Origin of the sequence: Rhabdaerophilum calidifontis, assembly GCF_008641065.1 — a bacterium.
GTDB classification, from domain to species: Bacteria; Pseudomonadota; Alphaproteobacteria; order Rhizobiales; family Beijerinckiaceae; genus Rhabdaerophilum; species Rhabdaerophilum calidifontis.
Genome location: NZ_VTRS01000005.1, coordinates 212,572 through 237,492, shown reverse-complemented (window position 1 = coordinate 237,492; position 24,921 = coordinate 212,572). Strand labels below are relative to the sequence as shown.

Sequence of the window (24,921 nt, the reverse complement as noted above, 5' to 3'; positions counted from 1 at the left end):
CGGCGCTGGCGGGGCTCGCCGCGCTGCTGGCCGGCGGCATCGCCCCGCCCTCCGCTGCCCGCGCCCAGCCGGCGCCTGCCGCGCCGCCGCGCCGTCTGCGCCTCCGCGCGATGCCCGCCGAGGGGCGGCTCGGCGGCCCCGATGCGGAGCCCTCACCCCTGCTGCGCCTTGCCCCGCTCGACGAGGCCGGCGCCGTCATCGGCGATGGCGGCTTCCCGGTCCTACGCGTCCGGCTCGGCGAGGAGGTGACGCTCGCGGTCGAGAACGGTCTCGGCCAGCCGACGGGCTTCCATATCCGCGGGCTGCGCGGCCCGAACGCCGCCGATCCCGTGACCGACCTCGCCGGCGCGCCGCTCGCGCCGGGAGCCGGGGCCGAGATCGCCTTCCGGGCCCGCCAGAGCGGCACCTTCCTGATCCAGCCCGTGCTGGCGCCGCATGTCGCCGAGCAGAACGCGCGCGGCCTCGGCGCGGCGCTGATCGTCGAGGAGAGCCCGGCACCGGCCTTCGACCACGATCTCGTGCTCGCTGTATCCGATTGGCGCCTCGACGAGAAGGGCCGGCTCGCGGGCGATTTCAACGACCGGCGCGACGCGGCGCGGATCGGCCGTCTCGGCAACCGGCTCGTGGCGAACGGCGCGCCGGCGCCATCCGCGCTGGCGGTCCGGCCCGGCGCGCGGCTGCGGGTGCGCATGATCAACACCGCCAATGCCCGGGTGATCCCGCTGCGCGTCTCGGGCTTTCCGGCCCAAGTCTACGCCATCGATTCCACCCCCTGCCAGCCCTTCGACCCGTTGAAGCGCACCGTGACGCTCTCACCCGGCACCCGGATCGAGCTCGTCATCGACGCGCCGCGCAGCGCCGGCCAGAGCGGCGCCATCGAGGCGCGGCTCGGCGAAGGGCTGCCGATCCTCCGCCTGACGACCGAGGGCGCTCCCCTGCCACCGCCCGCGACGCTGGCCCCCCTGCCCGATCCCGGCCTGCCGCCGGCGATCCGCCTCCAGGACGCGATGCGCGCCGAATGCGTGATCGCGGGCGGCGCCCCGCGCGAGCCGGCGGAGGCGGAGCCTGCGGCGCTCGCCGCGCGCTTCCCCGATCCGGCGCGGATCTTCACGATCAACGGCGCGCCGGGCGGCTTTTCTGGCCGGCCCCTGCTGAGCGCGCGGCGCGGCGCGGTCATCGTGCTGGCGCTCGTCAACCGCACATTCTGGCCGCAGGTGATCGCCGTGCACGGCCATGCCTTCCGGCTGCTGCACCCGTTCGACGACGGCTGGGAGCCCTATTTCCTCGACACGCTCTATCTCGCGCCCGGCACGACCGCGCGCATCGCCTTCATCGCCGACAATCCCGGCCGCTGGGCGATCCGCTCGACGATCGCCGAGCATTTCGCGGCCGGTGTCGCGAGCTGGATCGAGGTGCGCTGAACAACTGCGCTGTGTATTTTTGCGCCTTGATGGCTATAATTTCAGCATTCTGGCAACACGTTATGCGGTGCGCGCGTTTGCCGGGCGGCCCCGCGCGCGGAGCTTCACCCGGCTATTGACGATGCGCGCGGTTTCGTGAAGGGAGTTTGACGAAAGACCCGCCGGCCGAAGGAAAGGCGCCGCCCATGAAGAAGATCGAGGCGATCATCAAGCCGTTCAAGCTCGACGAGGTGAAGGAGGCGCTGCAGGGAATCGGCGTGCAGGGCATCACCGTCATCGAGGCCAAGGGTTTCGGGCGCCAGAAGGGCCATACCGAGCTCTATCGCGGCGCGGAATATGTCGTTGATTTCCTGCCGAAAGTGAAGATCGAGGTTGTGCTCCAGGACGGGCTCGTCGCCGAGGCCATCGACGCGATCAAGGGCGCGGCCCAGACCGGGCGGATCGGCGATGGCAAGATTTTTGTTTCCTCCATCGAACAGGCGGTCCGCATCCGGACCGGCGAGACGGGGGCGGACGCCATCTGAGGCCCGGCCGAGGCTCGCGAAGCGCGGGCCCCCGCCGGGGCACGGGCGGGTGCAACGGGGTTCCCGAACAGGATCAGCAACGTCGAACAATGAAGGACGCGACGCGCATGAAGACGGCAAAGGATGTCTTGAAGTTCATCAAGGAGAACGACGTGAAATACGTCGATTTCCGCTTCACCGATCCGCGCGGCAAATGGCAGCACGTCACGTTCGATATCGCGATCGTCGATGAGGAAGCGATCGAGGACGGCATCATGTTCGACGGCTCGTCGATCGCCGGCTGGAAGGCGATCAATGAATCGGACATGCTGCTGAGGCCGGATCCGGCCTCGGCCGTGCTCGACCCGTTCTTCGCGGCCTCGACGCTGTCGATCAACTGCGATGTGCTCGAGCCCGCCACCGGCGAGCCCTACAATCGCTGCCCGCGCGGCATCGCCAAGCGCGCCGAGATGTTCATGGCCGCCTCGGGCGTCGGCGACACCGCCTTTTTCGGCCCCGAGGCCGAGTTCTTCATCTTCGACGACGTGAAATACTCGGCCGACCCCTACAATACCGGTTTCAAGCTCGATTCGGTCGAGCTGCCGATCAACTCGGGCGCGGATTACGAGGGCGGCAATCTCGGCCACCGCATCGCCACCAAGGGCGGCTATTTCCCGGTTCCGCCGCAGGATTCGGCGCAGGACATGCGCGGCGAGATGCTCGCGGCCATGGCCTCGATGGGCGTCTCGGTCGAGAAGCACCACCACGAGGTCGCCTCGGCCCAGCATGAACTCGGCGTGAAGTTCAACACGCTGGTCACGATGGCCGACCAGATGCAGATCTACAAGTACTGCATCCACAATGTTGCCCAGTCCTACGGGAAGACGGCCACGTTCATGCCCAAGCCGGTCTTCGGCGACAACGGCTCGGGCATGCATGTGCACCAGTCGATCTGGAAGGGCGGCAAGCCGATGTTCGCCGGCGACAAGTATGCCGGGCTCTCGCAGACCTGCCTCTACTATATCGGCGGCATCATCAAGCACGCCAAGGCGCTGAACGCCTTCACCAACCCGTCGACGAACTCCTACAAGCGTCTCGTCCCCGGCTATGAGGCGCCGGTTCTGCTCGCCTATTCGGCACGCAACCGCTCGGCCTCCTGCCGCATTCCGTGGACGAATTCGCCGAAGGCAAAGCGCGTCGAGGTCCGCTTCCCCGATCCGACCGCGAACCCCTATCTCGCCTTCGCGGCGATGCTGATGGCGGGCCTCGACGGCATCGCCAACAAGATCGATCCCGGCGCGGCGATGGACAAGGACCTCTACGACCTGCCGCCGCGCGAATTGAAGAAGATCCCCACCGTCTGCGGCTCGCTCAACGAGGCGCTCGCGGCGCTGGACAAGGACCGCGCCTTCCTCAAGGCCGGCGGCGTGTTCTCGGACGATTTCATCGACAGCTATATCGAACTGAAGATGCAGGAAGCCGACCGCTACCGCATGACCCCGCATCCGGTCGAATTCGCGATGTATTACAGCTGCTGAAGCTTGGCCGCCGGGACGCGGGCTTGCCGGCGTTCCGGCCCGAACCGGAAAGGGCGCCCTTGCAGGCGCCCTTTTTTGTGCGCGGAAGCCGGTTATGCGCGGAACGCAGCGCCTTCAGGCGCCGGCACGCCAGCCGGACAGCGTCGCGACGAGGCTCGTCCAGCCGAGATGATGCGCGAGCACGCCGAACATGCCGGCAAGCGCGACGAGCAGCATCGCCGTGCGCCCCGGCCGCGCCGGCGGGTGATAGCGGATCTCGAAATCGCTCTCCGCGAAGGCAAAGGCCCCGCCGGCGGCATTCGCGTGGGATTCGAGGGTCTTGAGACGCGGCGGCATGATGTTCCCTCGGCGAAGCGACTGGACTGGATCATTGCACAATGCCGCGGGCATGGTGAATTCCGCCTTAACGGATCCGCCGGGCCGTGATGCGTTTGTCATGGAATTGTTCCAAACATCAGACCTTGCGTTCCAGGTCAAAGGAGCATGCCATGATTCGAAACGACAGCCCCCTGCGCGATGCCGGGCAGCCGATCTCGGTGCAGTTCGAGGAAGCCGAGGATCTGGGGTCCAATGCCAGCGCCAACCCGACCCTCGGCGACGTGATCGCCGAGCGCATGGGCCGCCGCGACCTGCTGAAGGGGCTGCTCGGCTGCGCGGTGATCGGCGCGACCGTCTCGCCGATTGCGCTGACCGTGGCCGAGCAGGCGCGGGCGCAGACCCCGCCGAACACCACGCCCTCCTTCAATTTCAAGGAGATCGCTGCCGGCTCCGACGAGAGGCATCATATCGCCGAGGGCTATGACGCCGATATCCTCATCCGCTGGGGCGACCCCGTCCTGCCGGGGGCGCCGGCTTTCGACCCGCTGAAGCAGAGCGCCGCCGCGCAGGCGAAGCAGTTCGGCTACAACAACGATTTCCTCGGCTTCGCGCCGATCGACGGCCGCGCCGATCACGGCCTGCTGGTCGTGAACCACGAATACACCAACGAGGAACTGATGTTCCCCGCCATCGGCCGGCAGGACGGCAAGGCCCGCTTCGCCGGCATGACCAAGGAGCTTGCCGAGATCGAGATGGCGGCGCATGGCGGCTCGGTGCTGGAGGTGCGGCGCGAGAACGGCAAATGGGGCGTGGTGGCGAATTCCCGATACGCCCGCCGCATCACCGCCGAGACGCCGATCACCATCACCGGCCCGGCCGCCAGCCACCCGCTGATGCGGACCCAGGCCGACCCGACCGGCACGCGCGTGCTCGGCATGCTCAACAATTGCGCCGGCGCCATGACCCCCTGGGGCACCTGGCTGACCTGCGAGGAGAATTTCAACGGCTATTTCTGGTCGCGCAAGGCCGGCGAGGAAGGCCCGCACGGCAAGGCGCTGAAGCGCTACGGCGCGCCGGGCGAATGGTATAACTGGGGCCAGTATTTCGACCGCTTCGACTATGCCAAGGAGCCGAACGAGGTGAACCGCTTCGGCTGGGTGGTCGAGATCGACCCGTTCGATCCGAACTCGGTGCCGAAGAAGCGCACCGCGCTCGGCCGCTTCAAGCACGAGGGCGCCGGCAACATCGTCAACCGCGACGGCCGCTTCGTGGTCTATTCGGGCGACGATGAGCGCTTCGATTATGTCTACAAATTCGTGACGGAAGGCCGCGTCGATACCGCGAACCGCGCCGCGAACGCCGATCTCCTCGACCGGGGCACGCTCTATGTCGCGAAATACAATGCCGACGGCACCGGCGAATGGCTGCCGCTGGTGCAGGGCCAGGGGGGACTCACGGCGGAGAACGGCTTCCCCGATCAGGGCACGGTGGTGATCCATGCCCGGCTCGCGGCCGACATCCTCGGCGCGACCAAGATGGACCGGCCGGAAGATGTCGAGGTCAATCCGAAGACCGGCAAGGTCTATCTGATGCTGACCAACAATTCGCGCCGCAAGCCCGAGCAGGTCGATGCCGCCAATCCCCGCCCCGACAACAAGTTCGGCCATATCATCGAGATGATCCCCGAGGGTGGCGACCATGCCGCGACGAAATTCGCTTGGAACATCCTTGTGAAATGCGGCGATCCATCCGTGGCCTCGGTCGGCGCCACCTTCCATGCCAACACGACGAAGGACGGCTGGTTCGGCATGCCGGATCAGGTGGCGGTTGATAATCTCGGCCGTGTCTGGATCGGCACCGACGGCAATTCCCTAGCGGCCACCGGCCGCGCCGATGGCGTCTGGGCGCTGGAAACGGAAGGTGCCGCGCGCGGCACCTCGAAGCTGTTCTTCCGCTGCCCCAACGGCGCCGAACTCTGCGGCCCCTATTTCACGCCGGACGACGAGACCTTCTTTGTCGCCGTCCAGCATCCGGGCGAGGCGGATGACGGCGCCAAGGAGCCGGCAACCTTCGAGAATCCCTCGACCCGCTGGCCCGATTTCAAGGACGGCGTGCCGCCGCGCCCCTCGGTCGTCGCCATCACCCGGCGCGGCGGCGGCAAGATCGCCGTCTGACGCGGGCGGGAGGGGATTTCCCGTCGAAATGCCGCGGGGCCGGTTGATCCGGCCCCGTTTTGCTTTCACCTTCGCGCCATGGGCATGTTCGACGCGCTTCTCGACCGGATCGGCCATTGGCTCGCGCGGCGGGTCACCGCCGAAACATCGGCTTACGAACCCTACGCCGCGAGCCGGCCGGAATTCGTCGCACGGCTGATCCAGCCGGCGGATGTGCTGCTCGTCGAGGGCGGTCGGACCAAGATTGCCGCCGCGATCAAATATCTGACGCAATCGACCTGGAGCCACGCCGCGCTGTTCGTCGGCGAGGAGGCAGGCCTGAAGGATGCCGAGGGCCGGCCCCTCACCCTCGTCGAGGCCGAGCTGGGTCAGGGGATCATCGCCTCGCCGCTCGAGAAATACGCAAGCCACAACACCCGGATCTGCCGCCCCGTGGGGCTGACGCCGGAGGATCGCGCCCGCGTGATCCGCTACGCAATCAAGCATATCGGCGGGCAATACGACCTGCACAACGTGCTCGATCTCGCGCGCTACCTGATCCCGACCCCGCCGGTTCCGGCGCGCTTCCGCCGCAGGATGATCGCGCTCGGCTCGGGCGAACCGACCCGCGCCATCTGCTCGACGCTCATCGCCCGCGCCTTCGAGAAGGTGCGCTACCCGATCCTGCCGATCATCGAGAAGCGGATGGTGACAGACGAACGCGGCCGCGTGCGCCGCGAGGAGGTGCTGCATATCCGCGATTCCTCGCTTTATACGCCGCGCGATTTCGATACCTCGCCGTTCTTCCGCATCGTCAAGCCGACGGTCGAGATGGGCTTCGACTACAAGGCGCTTGTCTGGTCCGATCCGGCCGCGCCGCCGGGCGGCGCGCGGCCCCGCGCGGTGCCGCCGGCGCCCGTGGCTGTTGATCAGGCCGGGCGGCGCCTTCCCCCGGACGGATCTATGGCATAGTTGATCGAACCGAATCAGCGTCCGCGCCCCGAAAAGGTTCCTCATGGCCTCGAAACCCTCCCCCGCGCATGATCTTTTCGGCCAGCTCGAAAAGGCCGCCAAGGATCTGGTGCGCGAGGCCAAAGCCAGTCCGCGCCCCGTGCTCGCGGCGGAGGGCGGCGCCTCGAGGGGCGGCACTGGCGGCAAGGTGCCGCCTGCCCCGCCACCGCCGCCGACTTCTCCCCCACCTCCCCCGCCAGCGGGGCCCGGCGGTTATGACGGCTCGGCCATCGAGGTGCTGGAAGGGCTCGAACCCGTCCGCCGCCGGCCGGGCATGTATATCGGCGGCACCGACGAGAAGGCGCTGCACCATCTCTTCGCCGAAGTGATCGACAATGCGATGGACGAGGCCGTCGCCGGCCATGCGAGCTTCATCGAGATCGAGCTCGACGCCGAGGGCTTCCTTTCGGTCACGGATAACGGCCGCGGCATCCCGGTCGACGCGCATCCGAAATTCCCGACCAAATCCGCGCTGGAAATCGTGATGTGCACGCTCCATGCCGGCGGCAAGTTCGATTCCAAGGTCTACGAAACCTCCGGCGGCCTGCACGGCGTCGGCGTCTCGGTGGTCAACGCGCTGTCGGAGAGCGTCGAGGTCGAGGTCGCGCGCGAGCAGCAGCTCTATCGCATGCGCTTCTCGCGCGGGCTGCCGCTCGGTCCGCTCGAACATCTCGGCGCGGTGCGCAACCGGCGCGGCACGAAGGTCCGCTTCCGGCCGGATCCGCAGATCTTCGGCGCCGGGGCGCGGTTCTCGCCGGCGCGGCTCTACAAGATGGCGCGCTCGAAGGCCTATCTGTTCGGCGGCGTCGAGATCCGCTGGTCCTGCGCGGCGGGGCTCGTCGCCGGAACGGAGATCCCGGAACGCGCGACGCTCCGCTTCCCCGGCGGCCTCGCCGATTATCTCGCGCGCGAGATCGAGGGCAGACCGCTCGTCATCGACGGCATGTTCGCCGGCAAGCTCGACAAGCAGGGCCACGGCGCCTGCGAATGGGCGGTCTCGTGGTTCCTGCACGATGACGGGCAGGTCTCCTCCTATTGCAACACGATCCCCACCCCCGAGGGCGGCACGCATGAGAGCGGCCTGCGCGTGGCGCTGCTGCGCGGCCTGAAGGATCACGCCGAGCGCATCGGCCAGGCGAAGCGCGCCGCCGCGATCACCACCGATGACATCATGACCGGCGCGGCGGTGATGCTCTCCGTCTTCATCCGCGAGCCGGAATTCGTCGGCCAGACGAAGGACAAGCTCGCGACGACGGAGGCCTCGCGCATCGTCGACGCAGCGATCCGCGACGCGTTCGACCATTGGCTCGCCGGCAATCCCGGCCAGGCCGGAAAGCTCCTCGATTTTGTCGTCGAGCGTGCCGAGGACAGGCTGCGCCGCCGCGCCGAGAAGGACGTGCAGCGCAAGAGCGCGGTGCGCAAGCTGCGGCTGCCCGGCAAGCTCGCTGATTGCACGCTCTCCGCCCAGCAGGGCTCGGAACTGTTCATTGTCGAGGGCGATTCGGCCGGCGGCTCCGCCAAGCAGGCGCGCGACCGCGCGAGCCAGGCCGTTCTGCCCCTGCGCGGCAAGATCCTCAATGTCGCCAGCGCCGGCCGGGACAAGCTCGCCGCCAACCAGCAGATCGGCGATCTTACGCTCGCGCTCGGCTGTGGCACCGGCAGCCATTACCGCGAGGAGGACCTGCGTTACGGCAAGGTCATCATCATGACCGACGCCGATGTCGACGGCGCGCATATCGCCTCGCTGCTCATCACCTTCTTCTACCGGCAGATGCCGAAGCTGATCGAGAACGGCCATCTCTACCTCGCGGTGCCGCCTCTCTACCGGCTGACCCATGGCGGCAAGACCGTCTATGCGCGCGACGATGCCGACAAGGAGCGCCTGCTCGCGACGCTGTTCAAGGGCAAGAAGCCGGAGATCGGCCGCTTCAAGGGCCTCGGCGAGATGATGCCGGCGCAGCTCAAGGAAACGACGATGGACCCGGCGAAGCGCACGCTGCTCCAGGTCCGTGTCCTCGCAGAGGACAAGGCCGCGACCGATGATTCGGTGGAGCGGCTGATGGGCAACAGGCCCGAGGCGCGCTTCGCCTTCATCCAGGAGCGCGCGGCCTTCGCCGAAGATCTGATCGACGTCTGAACACAGCGGATTGGCGCGCCGCGCAACCATCCGTGGTACTGGCGCAGCCGGTTCTAGCCTTGCGCGCGCCACGGGGATATTTTCCGCCCCGGAAAGGCGGATTCGGGCGCCCTTAACCCGAAATTAGCGGCTGCGATGCGTTTCTCAGGGGCGCTGGCATCCGGCCCGGCTCTAGGATGGAGCGTTCGCAATGGCGACGATTTCCGCGCGCATGCTCGCTGCGCTGATGGCCCTGTTTCTCTGCACCCTCGCGCTGGCCGGCTCCTCATGGTGGATGCTGGAGCGCGAAAAACAGGCGGTCGAGACGCTCTATGCCGAAATCGTGAGCCAGCTCAGCGGGCTCAAGCTCGTCTCGGATCGTCTCGCCGCCAACATTGTCGACATGGCGCACAAGACGCGCGACGGTGCCACAAGCGCCAGCGAAGCGCGGGTTCTGGTCCGCAACGCGATCGATGACATCACCCGGACCTGGGGGCCGATCCGCGACAGGGAGCATGCCGAGGCCAAGGCACAGCTCATCCGCTATGTGGACACCCGCCTTCAGCGCGCGACCCGTTCGGCGGAGAAGCTCGCCGGCATCCTCGAAAAGGACGACAAGGCCGCGCTCGACCGCTTCGTCCTCCGCGAGCTCTACCCCACGATCGAGCCGGCCTCGGAGGCGATCGGCACCCTGCTCGACAAGGAGCTTGAAGGCGGGCAATTCCTTGTCCAGCAGGCGCGCGACGAGGCGAAGCTTGCCCAGCTGGCGCTGCTTGGCCTGGCTGCACTGACAACCCTGATCTGCATCGGCACCATTGCCTATGTAATTCTCGGCGTCGTCAGGCCGCTGCGGCGCTCGGTCGGCACCATGCAGGCCCTGGCGGAGGCAACCGTCGGCGCACGGGATTCCGGCACCGCGCGAATGCAGCGCCTGGCCGATATCGCGATCGACGGCGCCGGCCGCCGCGACGAGATCGGCGAGATGGCCCGGACGCTCCAGACCTTCAAGGAAGCCGGGCTCGAACGCCAGCGGCTGCGCAGCGCGGCGGAGGCCGAGCAGGAGGCGCGCGAAGCCCGGGCGAGCCGGATCGAGGCCCTGATCGGCGAATTCGAAGCCGCGGCGATGGATGTCGTCGCATCGGTGACGACGGCTTCGGCCGAACTCGAGGCCTCCGCGAAATCCATGATGGAGGTGGCGCAGACCGCGAGCGAGCAATCGACCCTGGTCGCCGCCGCCTCGCATCAGGCCTCGCAGAACGTCCAGTCGCTGGCCGCGACCGGCGACGAACTCGCCGTCTCGATCGGCGAGATCGGCCGGCAGGCCGAGCAATCCTCGGTCTTTGCCGCGCGGGCGGCCGACAAGGCCCGCGCGACCGACGAGACCGTGGCGCGCCTCAACGAGGCCGGCCGCGGCATTGTCGAGGTCATCGACCTGATCAAGTCGATCGCGAGCCAGACCAACCTTCTCGCGCTCAACGCCACCATTGAGGCCGCCCGCGCCGGCGAGGCCGGCCGCGGCTTCGCGGTGGTCGCGAGCGAGGTCAAGGCGCTGGCCGCGCAGACGACGCGCGCCACCGACGTGATCGGCGAGCATGTCGTGGCGATCCAGGCCGCCTCGGCGGAGTCGATCGAGGCCATGGGGGAGATCACGCGGATGATCGAGGAGATCAATCAGGTCGCCGCCTCGATCGCGGTCGCCGTCACGGAGCAGAGCCAGGCGACGCAGGGCATCGCCGAGAACGTGCAGCAGGTCGCCCAAGGCACGGCCCATGCCTCGGAGAGCATCGCGGTCGTCAATCAGGCGGCGGACAATACCGGCATCGCCGCCGGCCAGGTGCTCAGCGCCTCCGAGGAACTGGCGCGCCAGAGCCAGATGATGCGCGACAAGGTCGACTGGTTCCTGCGCGCGGTGCGCGCCGCCTGACGCCAGATATGGAAAAGGGCGCCCGAGGGCGCCCTTCCTGTTCGCGTCAGCGATAGCGCCAGCCGGGGCCGGCGCCGGGCCCGCCCTCCGGCCCGCTGGGACCGTCGAAGCGGCCGGGCCCCTGCGGCCCCATCATCCGGTGCCGCGGGCGCGTCAGCTCCTCCACGCGCGCCTTCTGCTTGTCATCGAGCGTCGCATAGAAGCTCTTGGCCGGGGCGACGGTCTTCTCGGCGGTGTCCGCCGCCTTGCGCAGCAGCGCCGCGAATTTCTCGAGCCGTTCCGGCGCCGGGGCATTCATCCCGGCATTGGCGAAATCGTTGCACACCGCGTCGCGCAGATCCTTGAGCGCCGGCACGAGGCCGTTGGCAAGCTTGTCGAGTTCGGCATTCTGCTGGGCATTGAGATCGAGATCGGCCTTGATATAGGCGCGGGCCACCCCCTCGAAGCGCAGCGGATCGCGCTCGCAGAGGCGCTGGATGCCGGCGCCGCGCGGCCCCATGCCGCGGCCGTGCCAGCCATAGCCGTCGCCGCCGCGCCGGGCCCAATCGGCCATGCCGGCACCGACGCCGATCGTCAGGATCGCCGCGCCCGCGATCAGCCATTTCGACGCGGCGCTGCCGAAGAACGGTTTCTTCTCGCTCATGATTCCATCTCCTTTGTCGCCGGCCCGCACCGGAATTTGGGGATGACGGGCGCGAAAGCAACTTAAAGCTTGGTCATGTTCCCGCCATGCCTGCGCAAGGCGGGGCCGGAATTGCCCCCGCACCGCCACTTTAGGAAAACGTTAACCATGCGGCTTCACGCTTCCTTCAGATTCGCATCGGATGCGCAGGAGGCGGCGATGAAATCCATTCTCGGGCTGATTGGCGGCGAAGGGGTCATGCTGCGGCGCTTCCTTCTCCTGTCGGCTGCGCTGGTCGCGGTGACCTTCGCCGCAGCACATGGCGTGATCGCGCTCATCACGCTGGTGACGCCCGATCAGGTCGGGCGCATCTCGGCCACCACCGCGCAAGGGACGCGCCAATATACCGTGACCCGCTCGGTGCTCGACGACGGATTGCAGACCGGCTCGATCCCGCGCCCGGCGGGACGGCCGGCCGATCCCTGCCGGGACTAGCGCGGAAAATCCCTGGATGTCGGAATTTCGGCGCCGGATGCAAGATTCGGGTTGCATTCCCGTTCCGTTTCCCGCTTAACCGCCAGGCCGGACGCCCATTCGCGGCGCCAGGGGTCCCGGCTCAGCGGGATCCGCCGACAACGTTTTTCAGGTGCGCATGTCCTTTTCCGATCTTGGCCTTTCCCAGCGCGTGCTCGATGCCGTGACCGCGGCGGGCTACACGCAGCCGACCCCGATCCAGGCGCAGGCGATCCCGCATGTCCTTGAGCGCAAGGATGTCCTCGGCATCGCCCAGACCGGCACCGGCAAGACCGCCGCCTTCACCCTGCCGATGCTCTCGATCCTGGAGCAGGGCCGCGCCCGCGCACGGATGCCGCGCACCCTGATCCTCGAACCGACGCGCGAACTCGCGGCCCAGGTCGAGGAAGCCTTCGCAAAATACGCCCCGAACCAGAAGCTCAATGTCGCGCTGCTGATCGGCGGGGTCTCCTTCGCCGATCAGGATGCCAAGATCACCCGCGGCGCCGATGTGCTGATCGCCACGCCCGGCCGGCTGCTCGATCATTTCGAGCGCGGCAAGCTGCTGCTGACCGGCATCGAGATCCTCGTCATCGACGAGGCCGACCGCATGCTCGATATGGGCTTCATCCCCGATATCGAGCGCATCGCCTCGCTCTGCCCCTTCACGCGCCAGACCCTGTTCTTTACCGCGACGATGCCGCCGGAGATCAAGCGCATCACCGACCAGTTCCTCACCAATCCGGTGGTGATCGAGGTCGCGCGTCCCTCCTCCACCGCCTCGACGATCACCCAGAGCCTCGTCGCCACCCATGGCCGGGATTACGAGAAGCGCGAAACGCTGCGCAGGCTCATCCGTGCCGCGCAGACATCGCAGGACAGGCCGCTCAAGAACGGCATCATCTTCTGCAACCGCAAGAGCGAGGTCGCAAACCTCTACCGCAGCCTTGAACGGCACGGCTTCTCGGTCGGCGCGCTGCACGGCGACATGGACCAGCGCGCGCGCATGAACGCGCTTGAAGCCTTCCGCAAGAACGAACTGACCCTGCTCGTCGCCTCGGATGTCGCGGCCCGCGGGCTCGACATTCCCGATGTCAGCCATGTCTTCAATTTCGACATTCCGCATCACGCCGAGGATTACGTCCACCGCATCGGCCGCACCGGCCGCGCCGGCCGGCTCGGCACCGCCTATACGCTGGTCTCCCCCGGCAACGAGAAGGCCCTGGCCGCGATCGAGAAGCTGATCGGCAAGGAGATCGCCTGGCTGGAGGGTGATCTTTCAAGCCTGCCGGCGCGCGAGCCGGGCGATGAGGAGGAGCGGCCGCGCAAGCGCGGGCGCGAGCCGAAACGCGAGGCCCGCCCGCGGCGCGGCGAAGGCCGCGAGCATGTGCGGACCGCGAAGGAGCAGAAGATCCTCGACGAGGCCGCCTCCCGCGACGTCGCCGGCGAAGCCGGACCGCGAGCCGCGAAGCCCGGCCGGTCGGAGCAATCCGATCCTCCACGCCGCGAGGCGCGTCCCCGCCGGGAGGATGCCCCGCGCCGGGAAGAGCGGCCGCGCCGGGAGGACAGGCCGCGCCGGGACGATGACGGCCCGACCCCGGTCGGGTTCGGCGATGCGGTGCCGGATTTCCTGCTGCGCGGGCCACTCGGCCGCAAATAGCCGGAGGACGGGGCCGAGGCCGAACGACGTTGCTAGCCCTCGCCGCCCTCTCCCGCCAGGAGCCCGCGCTGCGCCCCTGCCGCCGGCTTTCGCGGCGCAGCACGCCGGCGTTTGGGCGGCAGCCGCCGCGCGGTTTCAAACGAAAGCCGTGCCCAGGGCGCGAGTGCATCGGGATCGTCAAGCAGCGTATCCGGCACCTGCCACCAGGCCTGCACGGTCACGGTGCCGGATGTCTTGGCATAGCTGAAGGGCCGGGCACCGAGCGCCTCGAATGCCGCGCGGCTCTCGGCATCAACGCGCAGGCAGAGGCCGGCCTTGATGGCGAGCGCGATGCAATGCTCGCCGAGATAGACGCCATGCCCCGAGAACATCCGCCGGAGCCGCACCTCGCCGCACGGCGCGAACAGGTCCTTCAGCCATTCGGGATCGGTGGCCAGGGCCCCCTCCCCCTCAACCGTCGAGCTGCTCGACCGGCACGGGCGTGATGGCGACGCTCTCGCCGCAGCCGCAGGCAGAGGTCTGGTTCGGGTTGTTGAACACGAAGGTCGAGGCGAACTTGTCGGTCCGCACGTCCATCTCGGTGCCGAGCAGGAACAGCACCGCCTTGGGGTCGATCAGCACCGTGACGCCCTTGTCCTCGATCACCTCGTCGAACGGATTGCGCGTCTCGGCATATTCCATCGTGTAGGACATGCCGGCGCAGCCGCCATTGCGCACGCCGACGCGGATGCCGACGATGGGCCTGTCCGCGGCGACGATCGCGGCCTGGATGCGCGCGGCGGCGGCTTCGGTGAGAGTCATGGCCTTGGGGCGCGGTCGCGGCGATGTCGCGCGCATATCAGTGGCCGCGCGGTTGTCCGGGGCCGCGGGCTTGTCCGGGGGGGTGAGGCTCGTCATTCCGTTCTCCTGGCGCCGGGGTCAAGGCCCGGCGAGGGTTCGTCAAGAACTGTGAGTATAACCTAACGATCCTTGCGAAAAAATCGAGAGCGGCGTCAGATGCACCGGCTCTCCCGGCACAGAAAAGATGATTCTCCCCTCGCCGCTCCCCGTTCTCCGCACGCAGCACCTCACCCTGCGCCAGCCCATCGCCACCGATATCGCGGATCGCTATGCCCTAGGGCGCGATCCCGAGATCTACCGGCTGCTCGGCGCCGATATCCGCGCGCTCCAGCCGCTGACGGAGGAACAGGCCAAGGCCTGGGTCGAGAACATCGCCAGCCATCCGGCGGCCTGGGTGATCGAACACCAGGGTCGTGCCATCGGCGAGATCCTGCTCGACAATTTCGTCGAGGCCGATCAGCGCGCCGGGCTGATCGTCGGCATCCTCGATCCCGGCGCGCTCGGCCGGGGGCTTGGCACCGAGGCGATCCGCGCCATCGCCGAATTCGCCTTCGACACGCTCGGCCTGCACAAGCTCTCGACCCGGGTCCTCGCCTTCAACACCCGGGCGATCCGGGCCTATGAGCGCGTCGGCTTCGTGCGCGAGGGGCTGGAGCGCGAATCGGCGCTGATCGGCGATCAATGGCACGACGACGTGATCGTCGGGCTCCTCAAGCGCGATTTCGACGCGCTGCGCGGCCGGACGGGCGAGAAACAGGCCGCTGGCGCGCATTACCGGAGCTGATCATTTCCGACGGACATAGATCCCGGTGAAGGTGACGTTCGCGCCACCGCATTGCATGTTGTCTTCGACAACAAGATAATGCCCGAACAGGCGAAGACGCGCGCGGCAATCTGGTGCACCCTCCGGGAATGGCGCGATCGGATCAACATATTGCCAGCCGATCGCGAGTCCTCCGCCCACCGGCAGCGCCTCGCCTTCCAGTTCGCCGGAATTGACCGCGCCGCGCGCCCGTCGGCCGGCATCCAGCGCGCCGAACGTCGCTTCGCCTTTGACCGCGAGTCGCCCCAAGGCAGCCCGGCTGATCTTGATTTCCGCTTCCGAACTCCGCTGCCAGATCCCGATCCACGCATCGTCTTCCGTTGGCCGGACCGGAAGGAGCGCCTTGAGCGGCAACAGGCCGTGCGTTTCGGCGAACTGGCCCTTCAAGCGGCGTGCATCGGGCGAGATATAGCTTGCGCAGACGTAATCGCCAGCCGGAACCCCGACGAGCACACGGTCTCCGGGCACCACGAAGGCCTTCCGCTGGCATTGCGGCGAAGGCGACGGGCAACCCTGCCGGCCGGCTCCCGCCTCTTCCACGAAATGGACACGTCCGCCGCTCGCCCCGACAGCCATCAGCCGGACCGGCGCCATAGATCGCTCACCCGGAACGACAATGCCGCTGCAACCGGAAGACTGCGCAAGCGATGCCTGTCCGGAGATCAGGAAGGCAACCACGGCGACGATCACAAACGGGTCGCGCATCGCGCTCACCACATGTCGAGCGCGACGCGCGCCTCGTCGGACATGCGCGACTGGTCCCAGGGCGGGTCGAAGGTCATGTTGACCCGGCAGCCCGAAACCCCCGGCACCGCGAGCACCGCGGTCTCGACCCAGCCCGGCATCTCCCCCGCCACCGGACAGCCCGGCGCGGTCAGCGTCATGTCGATGGTTATGAAACGCTCGTCGGAGATATCGATCCGGTAGATGAGACCGAGTTCGTAGATATCGGCCGGGATCTCGGGATCGTAGACGGTCTTGAGCGCGGCGATGATGTCATCGGTCAGGCGGTCGAGTTCCTCGGGCGAGAGCGTCGCCGCCGTCGCGCCGGACACCGCGGATGGCGGTGCCTCCGGGCTTCCCGCTTCGCCTTCGATGCGGCCGGCATCCTCGATCATCACGTTCCATCCTCAACTGAAGAGACGATCGGCCCGGATCAGCGCCTCGGCGAGCCGGTCCACCTCGTCACGGGTGTTATATAGGGCAAAACTGGCACGGCAGGTAGCATTGACGCCGAACCGCTTCAGAAGCGGCATCGTGCAATGCGTGCCGGCGCGGACGGCGATCCCCTGCCGGTCGATCACGGTCGCGATGTCATGGGCATGGGCGTTGCGATGGCTGAACGAGATGATCGCTCCCTTTTCCCGCGCGCGGCCGAGGATCGAGATCGAATTGATCGCCGCGAGCCGCTCATGGGCATAGGCCACGAGCTGATCCTCATGAGCGCGGATCGCCGCCTTGCCGATGGCGTTGACGTAATCGATCGCCGCACCGAGCCCGATGGCCGGAACGATTGGCGGCGTTCCCGCCTCGAAACGATGCGGCGGATCGCCATAGGTGACGCCCTCCTCGGTGACCTCGCGGATCATCTCGCCACCGCCGAGGAAGGGGGGCAGGCGTTCGAGCCAGTCCCGCCGGCCATAGACCGCGCCGATTCCGGAGGGGCCGTAGAGCTTGTGGCCGGTGAAGATGTAGAAATCCGCCGCCATCGCGCGCACATCGACATCGAGATGCACCGCCCCCTGGCTGCCATCGACCACGACGGGGATACCGCGCGCATGCGCGAGGCGGATCACCTCGTGGACGGGAACGATGGTGCCGAGCGCATTCGACATCTGGGTGATCGCGACGACCTTCGTGCGCGGCGTGAGCAGCCGCTCGAAGGCGTCGAGCAGGAAATTGCCGTCCTCGTCGACCGGCGCCCACTTGATCACCGCGCCGTGCCGCTCGCGCCAGTAATGCCAGGGCACGATGTTGGAATGATGCTCCAGGATCGAGAGCACGATCTCGTCGCCCTCCCCGATCGCGAGATGCCGCCCCAGCGAGGCGGCCACGAGGTTCAGCCCCTCGGTCGCGTTCTTGGTGAAGAGGATCTCGTCGGTCGAGGCGGCATTGAGGAAGGCGCGCACGCGCTCGCGGGCGGCCTCGTAGGCTTCGGTGGCGGCATTGGCGAGGTAATGCAGCCCGCGATGGACATTGGCGTATTCGCTCTCGTAGGCCGCGCGCATGCGGTCGAGAACGGCCGTCGGCTTCTGCGCCGAGGCCGCATTGTCGAGATAGACGAGCGGCTTGCCGTAAGGCTCGAGCGACAATGCCGGAAAATCGGCGCGGATGCGGGCAAGGTCGAGCGTCATCGCGCCCGCCCCCGCATGAAGGCGCCGATCTTCGCCGTCAGCGCGGCGCGGATGCCCTCGTGGCGCACCTGATCGAGCGCCTCCGCGACGAAGGCCTCGACGAGCAGCGCCTCGGCTTCCGGCTTCGGCAGGCCGCGCGCCATCAGGTAGAAGAGCTGGTTCTCGTCGAGCGCGCCGCAGGTCGCGCCATGGGCGCAGACGACATCGTCGGCGAAGATCTCCAGTTCCGGCTTGTTGGCCATGCCGGCCTCGTCGCCGAGCAGCAGCGCGTTCGAGGCCATCTGCCCGTCGGTCTTCTGCGCGTCGGGCCGGACGATGATCTTGCCCTGGAACACCCCCTGTGCCTCGTCGTCGATGACGGTGCGGAACAATTCCCGGCTCTCCCCGTGCGGCACCGCGTGATCGACGACCAGCGTGTTGTCGCAATGCTGACGGCCCTTGATCATCGTCGCGCCGCGCAGGGAGAGCGTCGCGCCCTCCCCGGCATAGGTAACGAAGACCTGATGCCGGCTGACGGCGCCGCCGGTCGAGACATTGAGCGAGGCGAGTGCTGAGCCGGCCGCGAGCGTGGCCGCGAGGGTCGACAGCGCCAGCGCCGCATCGCCCGATTCGTTGACGCGGACATGCTCGACCCGCGCACCCGCGCCGAGCGCGAGTTCCACCACGATATTCTGCTGGCAGGCGAGGCCATCCGGGCCGGTATGCGTTTCGACCAGCGTGAGCGCGGCGCCCGGCTCGACCTCCACGACGATCCGCGACGCCACCGACACCGCGGTCTCGGCAACCGTCACGAAGGCGAGATGCAGCGCCGCCTCCGCCCCCCTGGCGATGCGGATCGCGAGCCCCTCCCGCGCCAGGGCGGTGTTGAGATCGACGATCGTATCCTCGGCCGCGCCCATCGCCGCGCCGAGCGCGACCCGGCCGGCGGCGAGCGCCGTCGCCAGCGGCTCGACCGTCACCCCCGCCGGAAGTGGCCCGGCTCCGGCCCGGCCGTTGACCAGCACCAGCCGATGCCCGAGCCCCTCGAATTCCGGCAGCGCCGCCGGAACCGCCGCCTCCCCCGCCGCAGGGGCGAGTTCGCGCATCAGGCTCCGCAGATCGGTGTAATGCCAGCTCTCGACCCGCCGGCTTGGCAGGCCCGTCTTCTCGAACCGCGCGAAGGCGGCGGCGCGCACCGCCGCGGCGCCGGGAAGGCGCGCGCGCTCGGTGGCGAAGCGCTCCGCGAGCGCCGTTTCCGCAGGCGTCCGGATGGGAAGGATGGTCGCGTTCATGGCCATGCCCTCACGCGGCCTCGCCGACATATTCGGCATAGCCATGCTTCTCGAGTTCGAGCGCGATCTCCGGCCCGCCGGATTTCACGATCCGGCCCTTCGCCATCACATGCACCGTATCCGGCACGATATGATCGAGCAGGCGCTGGTAATGGGTGATGACGAGGAAACCGTGGCGAGGATCGCGCTGGGCATTCACGCCCTCGGCGACGATTCGGAGCGCGTCGATGTCGAGGCCGGAATCGGTCTCGTCGAGGATCGCCATTTTCGGCCTGAGCAGCGCCATCTGGAGGATTTCCATGCGCTTCTTCTCGCCGCCCGAGAAGCCGACATTGAGCGGGCGCTTCAACATGTCCGGGTCGATGCCGAGCGCCTTCGCCGCCTCGCGCACCGCCTTCATGAAATCGCCGGGAGAAAGTTCGCCCTCGCCCCGGCTTTTACGCTGGGCGTTCATCGCCGCCTTGAGGAAGGTCATGGTGGCGACGCCGGGAATTTCGAGCGGATACTGGAAGGCGAGGAACAGCCCCGCCGCCGCCCGCTCGTTCGGTTCCATCTCGAGGATGTTCACGCCGTCGAGCAGGATCTCGCCGTCGGTGACGGTGTAATCCTCCTTGCCGGCGACGACATAGGAGAGGGTCGACTTGCCCGAGCCGTTCGGGCCCATGATCGCCGCGACCTCGCCCGGCTTCACATGAAGCGTAAGGCCGTTGAGGATCTTCTTGCCGTCGATCTCGACATGGAGATTGTTGATTTTAAGCATGGTGTGTTTCCGGTTTCGGTCCCTCCGCCGCCATGCCCGGCCGTGCCGGGCGCCGACGTCTTCGGGAGAAGGTCAAATCGAGAGCTGGAGCGCGGGCCGCGCCCGGGCATCGGGAAGCGTTATCCCACGCTCCCCTCGAGGCTGATGGCGATGAGCTTCTGCGCTTCCACCGCGAATTCCATCGGCAATTGCTGGAGCACGTCCTTCACGAAGCCGTTGACGATGAGCGCCACCGCCTCCTCCTCGTCGAGGCCCCGCTGCATGCAGTAGAAGAGCTGGTCCTCGGCGATCTTCGAGGTGGTCGCCTCGTGCTCGAACACGGCCGAGGCGTTCTTCGCCTCGATATAGGGAATCGTGTGCGCGCCGCATTTGTCGCCGATGAGCAGGCTGTCGCAATTGGTGAAATTGCGCGCGCCGGTCGCCTTCCGGTGCGCCGAGACCTGCCCGCGATACGTATTGTCCGAGCGACCAGCCGCGATGCCCTTGGCGAGGATCTTCGAGGTCGTGTTCTTGCCCAGATGGATCATCTTGGTGCCGGAATCGACCTGCTGATGGCCGTTCGAGATCGCGATCGAGTAGAATTCACCCGAGGAGCCTTCCCCGCGCAGGATGCAGGACGGATATTTCCAGGTGATCGCCGAGCCGGTCTCGACCTGCGTCCACGAGATCTTGGAGCGCGCGCCGCGGCAATCGCCGCGCTTGGTCACGAAATTGTAGATCCCGCCCTTGCCCTCGCTGTCGCCCGGATACCAGTTCTGGACGGTCGAATACTTGATCTCGGCATCGTCGAGCGCGACGAGTTCCACCACGGCGGCGTGAAGCTGGTTCTCGTCGCGCTTGGGCGCGGTGCAGCCTTCGAGATAGCTCACATAGGCGCCCTTGTCGGCGATGATCAGCGTGCGCTCGAACTGCCCGGTCTTCTGTTCGTTGATGCGGAAATAGGTCGAAAGCTCCATCGGGCATTTCACGCCCGGCGGGATGTAGACGAACGACCCGTCGGAGAAAACCGCCGAGTTGAGCGTGGCGTAGAAATTGTCGGAGGTCGGTACAACCGTGCCGAGATATTTCCGCACGAGATCAGGATGCTCCCTGACCGCTTCGGAGATCGCGCAGAAGATCACGCCGACCTTGGCCAGCTCTGCTTTGAAGGTGGTCACGACCGAGACCGAATCGAACACCGCATCCACCGCGACCTTCGAGATCTCGACGCCGGCGAGGATTTCCTGCTCGCGCAGGGGAATGCCAAGCTTCTCATAGGTCCGGAGCAGTTCGGGATCGACCTCGTCGAGGCTCTTCGGCCCCGGCGTCCTTTTGGGCGCCGCATAATAATGCAGGTCCTGGAAATCGATCGCCGGATAATGCACGCGGCTCCAGGTCGGCTCCGTCATGGTCTGCCAGCGGCGGAAGGCTTCCAGCCGCCAGTCGAGCAGCCATTGCGGCTCGCCCTTCTTCGCCGAGATGAAGCGGACGATATCCTCGCTCAGCCCCTTGGGCGCGAGTTCCGTCTCGATCTCGGTGACGAAGCCGTATTTGTACTGGTCGACGTCGATCGTCTTGACGGTCTCGACCGTCTCTTTCACCGCTGCCATCGTCTCTCCTCTCCGGTTTCAAGGGCCGGGGATCTGCATGCACGTTCGAAGGTCCGGGCCAGGCGCGGTCATGCCGCGCTCCGGGGCCGGTTGCCGCGTCCGCGAAGCTGCCGCGCCAAAACGGCAAGGCAGCGTTCGAGGTCCTCTTCCCGCGTCGCCGGGCCGATCGAGACGCGCAGCGCGCCCTCGATCACCCATTCCGCCGCACCCATCGCGCGGAGCACATGGCTCGCCCGCACCTTGCCCGACGAGCAGGCCGAGCCGGAAGACAGCGCCACGCCCGCCAGGTCGAAGGCGATGAGCGCCTTCTCGGCGGAAAGGCCGGGAATCGCGAACAGGCTCGTATTGGCGAGGCGCGGCCCGCCTTGCCCCGCGATGAGAGCATCCGCCGCGATGTGATTCAGATGATTCTCGAATGTGTCGCGGAGATGAATCAATCTCTCAGGCACTTTACCTGCCGCGTGAACCGCCCGGGCCGCCGCGCCCATGCCGGCGATGCCGGGAATATTCTCGGTTCCGCCGCGCTGCCCCCGCTCCTGCCCGCCGCCGGCGATCAGCGCCGAGGCGAGCCGCGTGCGGCGATCGGCGAAGATGAGGGCGCCGACGCCCTTTGGCCCGCCAAACTTATGCGCGGAAAGGATGACGGCATCCGCGCCGTCGAGCGCCGCGGCGAGCGGGCCCGCGATGCGCCCCGGCCCCTGCACCGCATCGACGACCAGCGCACCGCCGGCCGCGTGGACGATCCCCGCCAGCGCGGGGATATCCTGGCGGATGCCGGTCTCGTTGTTCGCAAGCTGGATCATGACGAGCGCCGGCGGCCCCTCGACAAGCCGCGCCGCCAGAGCAGCGCGGTCGATCAGCCCGTCCGGCCCGACCGGTGCGATCTCCGCCGCCGCCGCGGCGGCGAAGACCGCCGCATGCTCCGTTGCGCCGACGATCACCCGTTCGCCGACGGCGAGGTCGCGGCCGCAGCAGCCGCCGAGCCCCCGCCGCAGCACGGCGTTGATCGCCTCGGTGGCGCCGGAGGTGAAGACCACGTTCTCCGCTTCCCCGCCAGCCAGAGCTGCGACCTCGGCCCGCGCCGCCTCGACGATCGCCCGCGCCGCCCGCCCTTCCGCATGGATCGAGGACGGGTTGCCGGCCTCGTCCAGCGCGGCCAGCATCGCCGCCCGCGCTTCGGGAAGAAGCGGCGCCGAGGCGTTCCAGTCGAGATAGGCGCGCGCGCCTGGCATGGTCATCCCGTTGCTGTGGCCGAGGCCACGAAAACCGTCGCAATTCGCGTGGCGCTATGCTAACGCGCCTGCTCCATCGGCGCCGCGAGACGCCGAAGGCAGACCGTTCTTAGAATTGTTCTAAGAACGGTTCCACCTACATTACTTAGCGGGCACATGCGCCCCGTCAAGCCGCCCGACGGATATCTTCCGTCAACTTCGCGCGGCGGGGCGCCTGAAGACGGAAGAATACATGCCTGAGGTCATTTTCAACGGCCCCGAAGGCCGTCTCGAAGGCCGCTACCAGCCGGCCAAGAAGAAGGGCGCGCCGATCGCCATCGTGCTGCACCCGCACCCGCAATTCGGCGGGACGATGAACAACCAGATCGTCTACCAGCTTTTCTACACCTTTCACGAGCGCGGCTTCTCGGTCCTGCGGTTCAATTTCCGCGGCGTCGGCCGCTCGGAAGGCGCATTCGACCATGGCTCGGGCGAACTCTCCGATGCCGCCGCCGCGCTCGACTGGATGCAGGCCGTGAACCCGGATGCACGCTCCTGCTGGATCGCCGGCGTCTCCTTCGGCGCCTGGATCGGCATGCAGCTCCTGATGCGCCGGCCGGAGATCGAGGGCTTCATCTCGATCGCGGCGATGGCGAACCGCTACGATTTCTCCTTCCTCGCGCCCTGCCCCTCCTCGGGGCTGTTCGTCCATGGCGACAAGGACCGCGTCGCACCGGTGAACGAGGTGATTTCCGTCATCGACAAGGTGAAGGTGCAGAAGGGCGTGAAGCTCGACCATGCCGTGATCGAGGGCGCGAACCATTTCTTCGAGAACAGGGTCGATCAGCTCGTGGGCACGGTCGGCAGCTATCTGGACAGGCGTCTCGGGATCGTCGCGGAATAGGCCCCGCGCGCTTCCGGGACGGAACAGGGCGGCCAGGAGCCGCCCTTTTCTTTTGCCGCCCTTTCCATTTCCGCCGCCTTGCTTTAGCGAGCCCCAAACGATCCTGAACGGTGCCACCATGACCGATTTTTCGCCGAAATCCGAGTTCCTGCGCGTCATGTTCGAGCGCGGCTACGTGCATCAATGCTCGGATTTCGCCGGCCTCGATGCGCTGGCGGCCAAGCGCGAGATTGTCGCCTATGTCGGCTATGATTGCACCGCGCGCTCGCTGCATATCGGCAGCCTGGTCTCGATCATGATGCTGGCCTGGCTCCAGCGGACCGGAAACACCCCGATCACGCTGATGGGCGGCGGCACGACCCAGATCGGCGATCCCTCGTTCAAGGACGAGGCGCGCAAGCTGCTCTCGCTCGACGAGATCGAGATCAACAAGGCCGGCATCAGGGAGGTGTTCGCCAAGGTCCTGCGCTTCGGCGAGGCGCCGGGCGAGGCGCGGATGATCGACAACGCGGAATGGCTGACCAGGCTGCTTTACCTGCCCTTCCTGCGCGATGTCGGCCGGCATTTCTCGGTCAATCGCATGATGACGATGGAATCCGTGCGCCAGCGCTTCGAGCGCGAGCAGGAATTCTCGTTCCTCGAATTCAACTACATGCTGCTGCAATCCTACGATTTCGTCGAACTGGCGCGCCGCCACGGCTGCAACCTGCAGATGGGCGGCTCCGATCAATGGGGCAACATCGTCACCGGCATCGATCTCGGCCGGCGGATGGGCACGCATCAGCTCTACGCGCTCACCTGCCCGCTCATCACCACCGCCTCCGGCGCCAAGATGGGCAAGACGGCGCAAGGCGCGGTCTGGCTCAATGCCGACATGCTTTCCCCTTACGAATACTGGCAGTTCTGGCGCAACACCGAGGATGCGGATGTCGGCCGCTTCCTCCGGCTCTTCACCTTCCTGCCGCTCGACGAGATCGCGCGGCTCGCCGCGCTGGGCGGCGCCGAGATCAACGAGGCGAAGAAGGTGCTCGCGACCGAGGCGACGGCGCTGATGCATGGCCGCGAAGCCGCGGAAGCCGCCGCCGAGACCGCGCGCCGGACCTTCGAGGAGGGCCGCGCGGCATCCGACCTGCCGGGGATCGACGTCCCGGCGGCGGAGCTTGCCACCGGGCTTGGCGTGCTCGCGGCCTTCGTGCGGGCCGGGCTCGTCGCCTCGAACGGCGAGGCGCGCCGGCAGGTGCAGGCCGGCGGGCTGCGCGTCAACGACAGGGTCGTCACCGATCCCGCCCGGGTGCTCACGGCGGCGGACGCGACGGAGGCCGGCGCGATCAAGCTCTCCTTCGGCAAGAAGAAGCATGTGCTGATCCGCCCGGTCTGACCGGGCCGCGAG

At 67.5% G+C, this 24,921-nt stretch carries 23 protein-coding genes; 12 read left to right on the top strand and 11 right to left on the bottom strand.

Annotated features, from left to right (window positions below; all coding sequences use genetic code 11):
* The 3 genes from FWJ24_RS10500 to glnA form a co-directional block, all read left to right on the top strand.
* Positions 1-1,421, top strand: a 1,421-nt coding sequence (locus FWJ24_RS10500; protein ID WP_150287777.1) for a multicopper oxidase family protein, incomplete at its 5' end; no start/stop codon positions are given.
* A 185-nt stretch (positions 1,422-1,606) separates the two neighbouring features.
* Entirely contained in the window at positions 1,607-1,945 is a 339-nt protein-coding gene (locus FWJ24_RS10495; RefSeq protein ID WP_150287776.1) for a P-II family nitrogen regulator, read from the top strand.
* A 107-nt stretch (positions 1,946-2,052) separates the two neighbouring features.
* Positions 2,053-3,462, top strand: coding sequence for a type I glutamate--ammonia ligase (gene glnA / locus FWJ24_RS10490; RefSeq protein WP_150287775.1), 1,410 nt, complete (start codon positions 2,053-2,055; stop codon positions 3,460-3,462).
* Positions 3,463-3,576: 114 nt separating this feature from the next.
* Here the strand turns inward: glnA and FWJ24_RS10485 are convergent, their stop codons facing one another.
* On the bottom strand, positions 3,577-3,798 hold the full coding sequence (locus FWJ24_RS10485) for a hypothetical protein (protein ID WP_150287774.1): 222 nt from the start codon (positions 3,796-3,798) through the stop codon (positions 3,577-3,579).
* Positions 3,799-3,950: 152 nt separating this feature from the next.
* Between FWJ24_RS10485 and FWJ24_RS10480 the strand changes: the two genes are divergently transcribed.
* The 4 genes from FWJ24_RS10480 (at position 3,951) to FWJ24_RS10465 (ending at position 10,984) form a co-directional block, all read left to right on the top strand.
* Complete coding sequence (locus FWJ24_RS10480; protein ID WP_150287773.1) at positions 3,951-5,954, top strand: PhoX family protein; 2,004 nt, start codon at positions 3,951-3,953, stop codon at positions 5,952-5,954.
* Between the two features lie 84 nt (positions 5,955-6,038).
* Complete coding sequence (locus tag FWJ24_RS10475) at positions 6,039-6,905, top strand: C40 family peptidase (RefSeq protein WP_342788613.1); 867 nt, start codon at positions 6,039-6,041, stop codon at positions 6,903-6,905.
* A gap of 43 nt (positions 6,906-6,948) precedes the next feature.
* Complete coding sequence (gene parE, locus FWJ24_RS10470; protein WP_150287771.1) at positions 6,949-9,081, top strand: DNA topoisomerase IV subunit B; 2,133 nt, start codon at positions 6,949-6,951, stop codon at positions 9,079-9,081.
* A gap of 190 nt (positions 9,082-9,271) precedes the next feature.
* A complete protein-coding gene (locus FWJ24_RS10465; protein WP_150287770.1) occupies positions 9,272-10,984 on the top strand; it encodes a methyl-accepting chemotaxis protein in 1,713 nt (570 codons plus the stop codon).
* A 46-nt stretch (positions 10,985-11,030) separates the two neighbouring features.
* Here FWJ24_RS10465 and FWJ24_RS10460 read toward each other — a convergent pair whose 3' ends face one another.
* Positions 11,031-11,627 (bottom strand): Spy/CpxP family protein refolding chaperone, encoded by a 597-nt coding sequence (locus tag FWJ24_RS10460; RefSeq protein ID WP_150287769.1) that lies wholly within the window; start codon positions 11,625-11,627, stop codon positions 11,031-11,033.
* A gap of 198 nt (positions 11,628-11,825) precedes the next feature.
* On the opposite strand from FWJ24_RS10460, the gene FWJ24_RS10455 reads away from it, so the two are divergent.
* Together FWJ24_RS10455 and FWJ24_RS10450 are read left to right on the top strand one after the other, a co-directional pair.
* Complete coding sequence (locus FWJ24_RS10455) at positions 11,826-12,101, top strand: hypothetical protein (protein WP_150287768.1); 276 nt, start codon at positions 11,826-11,828, stop codon at positions 12,099-12,101.
* A gap of 157 nt (positions 12,102-12,258) precedes the next feature.
* On the top strand, positions 12,259-13,779 hold the full coding sequence (locus FWJ24_RS10450; protein WP_150287767.1) for a DEAD/DEAH box helicase: 1,521 nt from the start codon (positions 12,259-12,261) through the stop codon (positions 13,777-13,779).
* Between the two features lie 32 nt (positions 13,780-13,811).
* Here the strand turns inward: FWJ24_RS10450 and FWJ24_RS10445 are convergent, their stop codons facing one another.
* Positions 13,812-14,186, bottom strand: coding sequence for a TfoX/Sxy family protein (locus FWJ24_RS10445; protein ID WP_281291964.1), 375 nt, complete (start codon positions 14,184-14,186; stop codon positions 13,812-13,814).
* A 43-nt stretch (positions 14,187-14,229) separates the two neighbouring features.
* Positions 14,230-14,616: a HesB/IscA family protein gene (locus tag FWJ24_RS10440; protein ID WP_246155652.1), complete on the bottom strand. Its 387-nt coding sequence runs from the start codon at positions 14,614-14,616 to the stop codon at positions 14,230-14,232.
* 187 nt (positions 14,617-14,803) lie between these two features.
* Between FWJ24_RS10440 and FWJ24_RS10435 the strand changes: the two genes are divergently transcribed.
* Positions 14,804-15,403, top strand: a complete 600-nt coding sequence (locus FWJ24_RS10435) for a GNAT family N-acetyltransferase (RefSeq protein ID WP_150287765.1) — start codon at positions 14,804-14,806, stop codon at positions 15,401-15,403.
* Here the strand turns inward: FWJ24_RS10435 and FWJ24_RS10430 are convergent, their stop codons facing one another.
* The 7 genes from FWJ24_RS10430 to FWJ24_RS10400 form a co-directional block, all read right to left on the bottom strand.
* Positions 15,404-16,147, bottom strand: a complete 744-nt coding sequence (locus FWJ24_RS10430; protein WP_150287764.1) for a hypothetical protein — start codon at positions 16,145-16,147, stop codon at positions 15,404-15,406.
* Positions 16,148-16,152: 5 nt separating this feature from the next.
* On the bottom strand, positions 16,153-16,560 hold the full coding sequence (locus FWJ24_RS10425) for an SUF system Fe-S cluster assembly protein (protein WP_150287763.1): 408 nt from the start codon (positions 16,558-16,560) through the stop codon (positions 16,153-16,155).
* 12 nt (positions 16,561-16,572) lie between these two features.
* The gene (locus tag FWJ24_RS10420; RefSeq protein WP_150287762.1) at positions 16,573-17,796 is read right to left on the bottom strand and encodes a cysteine desulfurase; all 1,224 of its coding nucleotides are present in this window, start codon (positions 17,794-17,796) and stop codon (positions 16,573-16,575) included.
* Entirely contained in the window at positions 17,793-19,067 is a 1,275-nt protein-coding gene (gene sufD, locus FWJ24_RS10415) for a Fe-S cluster assembly protein SufD (protein ID WP_342788612.1), read from the bottom strand. Before sufD ends, FWJ24_RS10420 begins: the two co-directional genes overlap by 4 nt.
* A 10-nt stretch (positions 19,068-19,077) precedes the next feature.
* The gene (sufC, locus tag FWJ24_RS10410) at positions 19,078-19,827 is read right to left on the bottom strand and encodes a Fe-S cluster assembly ATPase SufC (RefSeq protein WP_150287760.1); all 750 of its coding nucleotides are present in this window, start codon (positions 19,825-19,827) and stop codon (positions 19,078-19,080) included.
* A gap of 119 nt (positions 19,828-19,946) precedes the next feature.
* Entirely contained in the window at positions 19,947-21,416 is a 1,470-nt protein-coding gene (gene sufB, locus FWJ24_RS10405) for a Fe-S cluster assembly protein SufB (protein ID WP_150287759.1), read from the bottom strand.
* Positions 21,417-21,484: 68 nt separating this feature from the next.
* A complete protein-coding gene (locus tag FWJ24_RS10400; protein ID WP_150287758.1) occupies positions 21,485-22,648 on the bottom strand; it encodes a cysteine desulfurase family protein in 1,164 nt (387 codons plus the stop codon).
* A 232-nt stretch (positions 22,649-22,880) separates the two neighbouring features.
* On the opposite strand from FWJ24_RS10400, the gene FWJ24_RS10395 reads away from it, so the two are divergent.
* Together FWJ24_RS10395 and tyrS are read left to right on the top strand one after the other, a co-directional pair.
* Positions 22,881-23,531 carry an alpha/beta hydrolase gene (locus tag FWJ24_RS10395; protein WP_150287757.1) on the top strand — a complete coding sequence of 217 codons (651 nt, stop codon included), beginning with the start codon at positions 22,881-22,883 and terminating at the stop codon, positions 23,529-23,531.
* Between the two features lie 118 nt (positions 23,532-23,649).
* The gene (tyrS, locus tag FWJ24_RS10390; protein WP_150287756.1) at positions 23,650-24,909 is read left to right on the top strand and encodes a tyrosine--tRNA ligase; all 1,260 of its coding nucleotides are present in this window, start codon (positions 23,650-23,652) and stop codon (positions 24,907-24,909) included.
* Positions 24,910-24,921 lie beyond the last annotated feature (12 nt).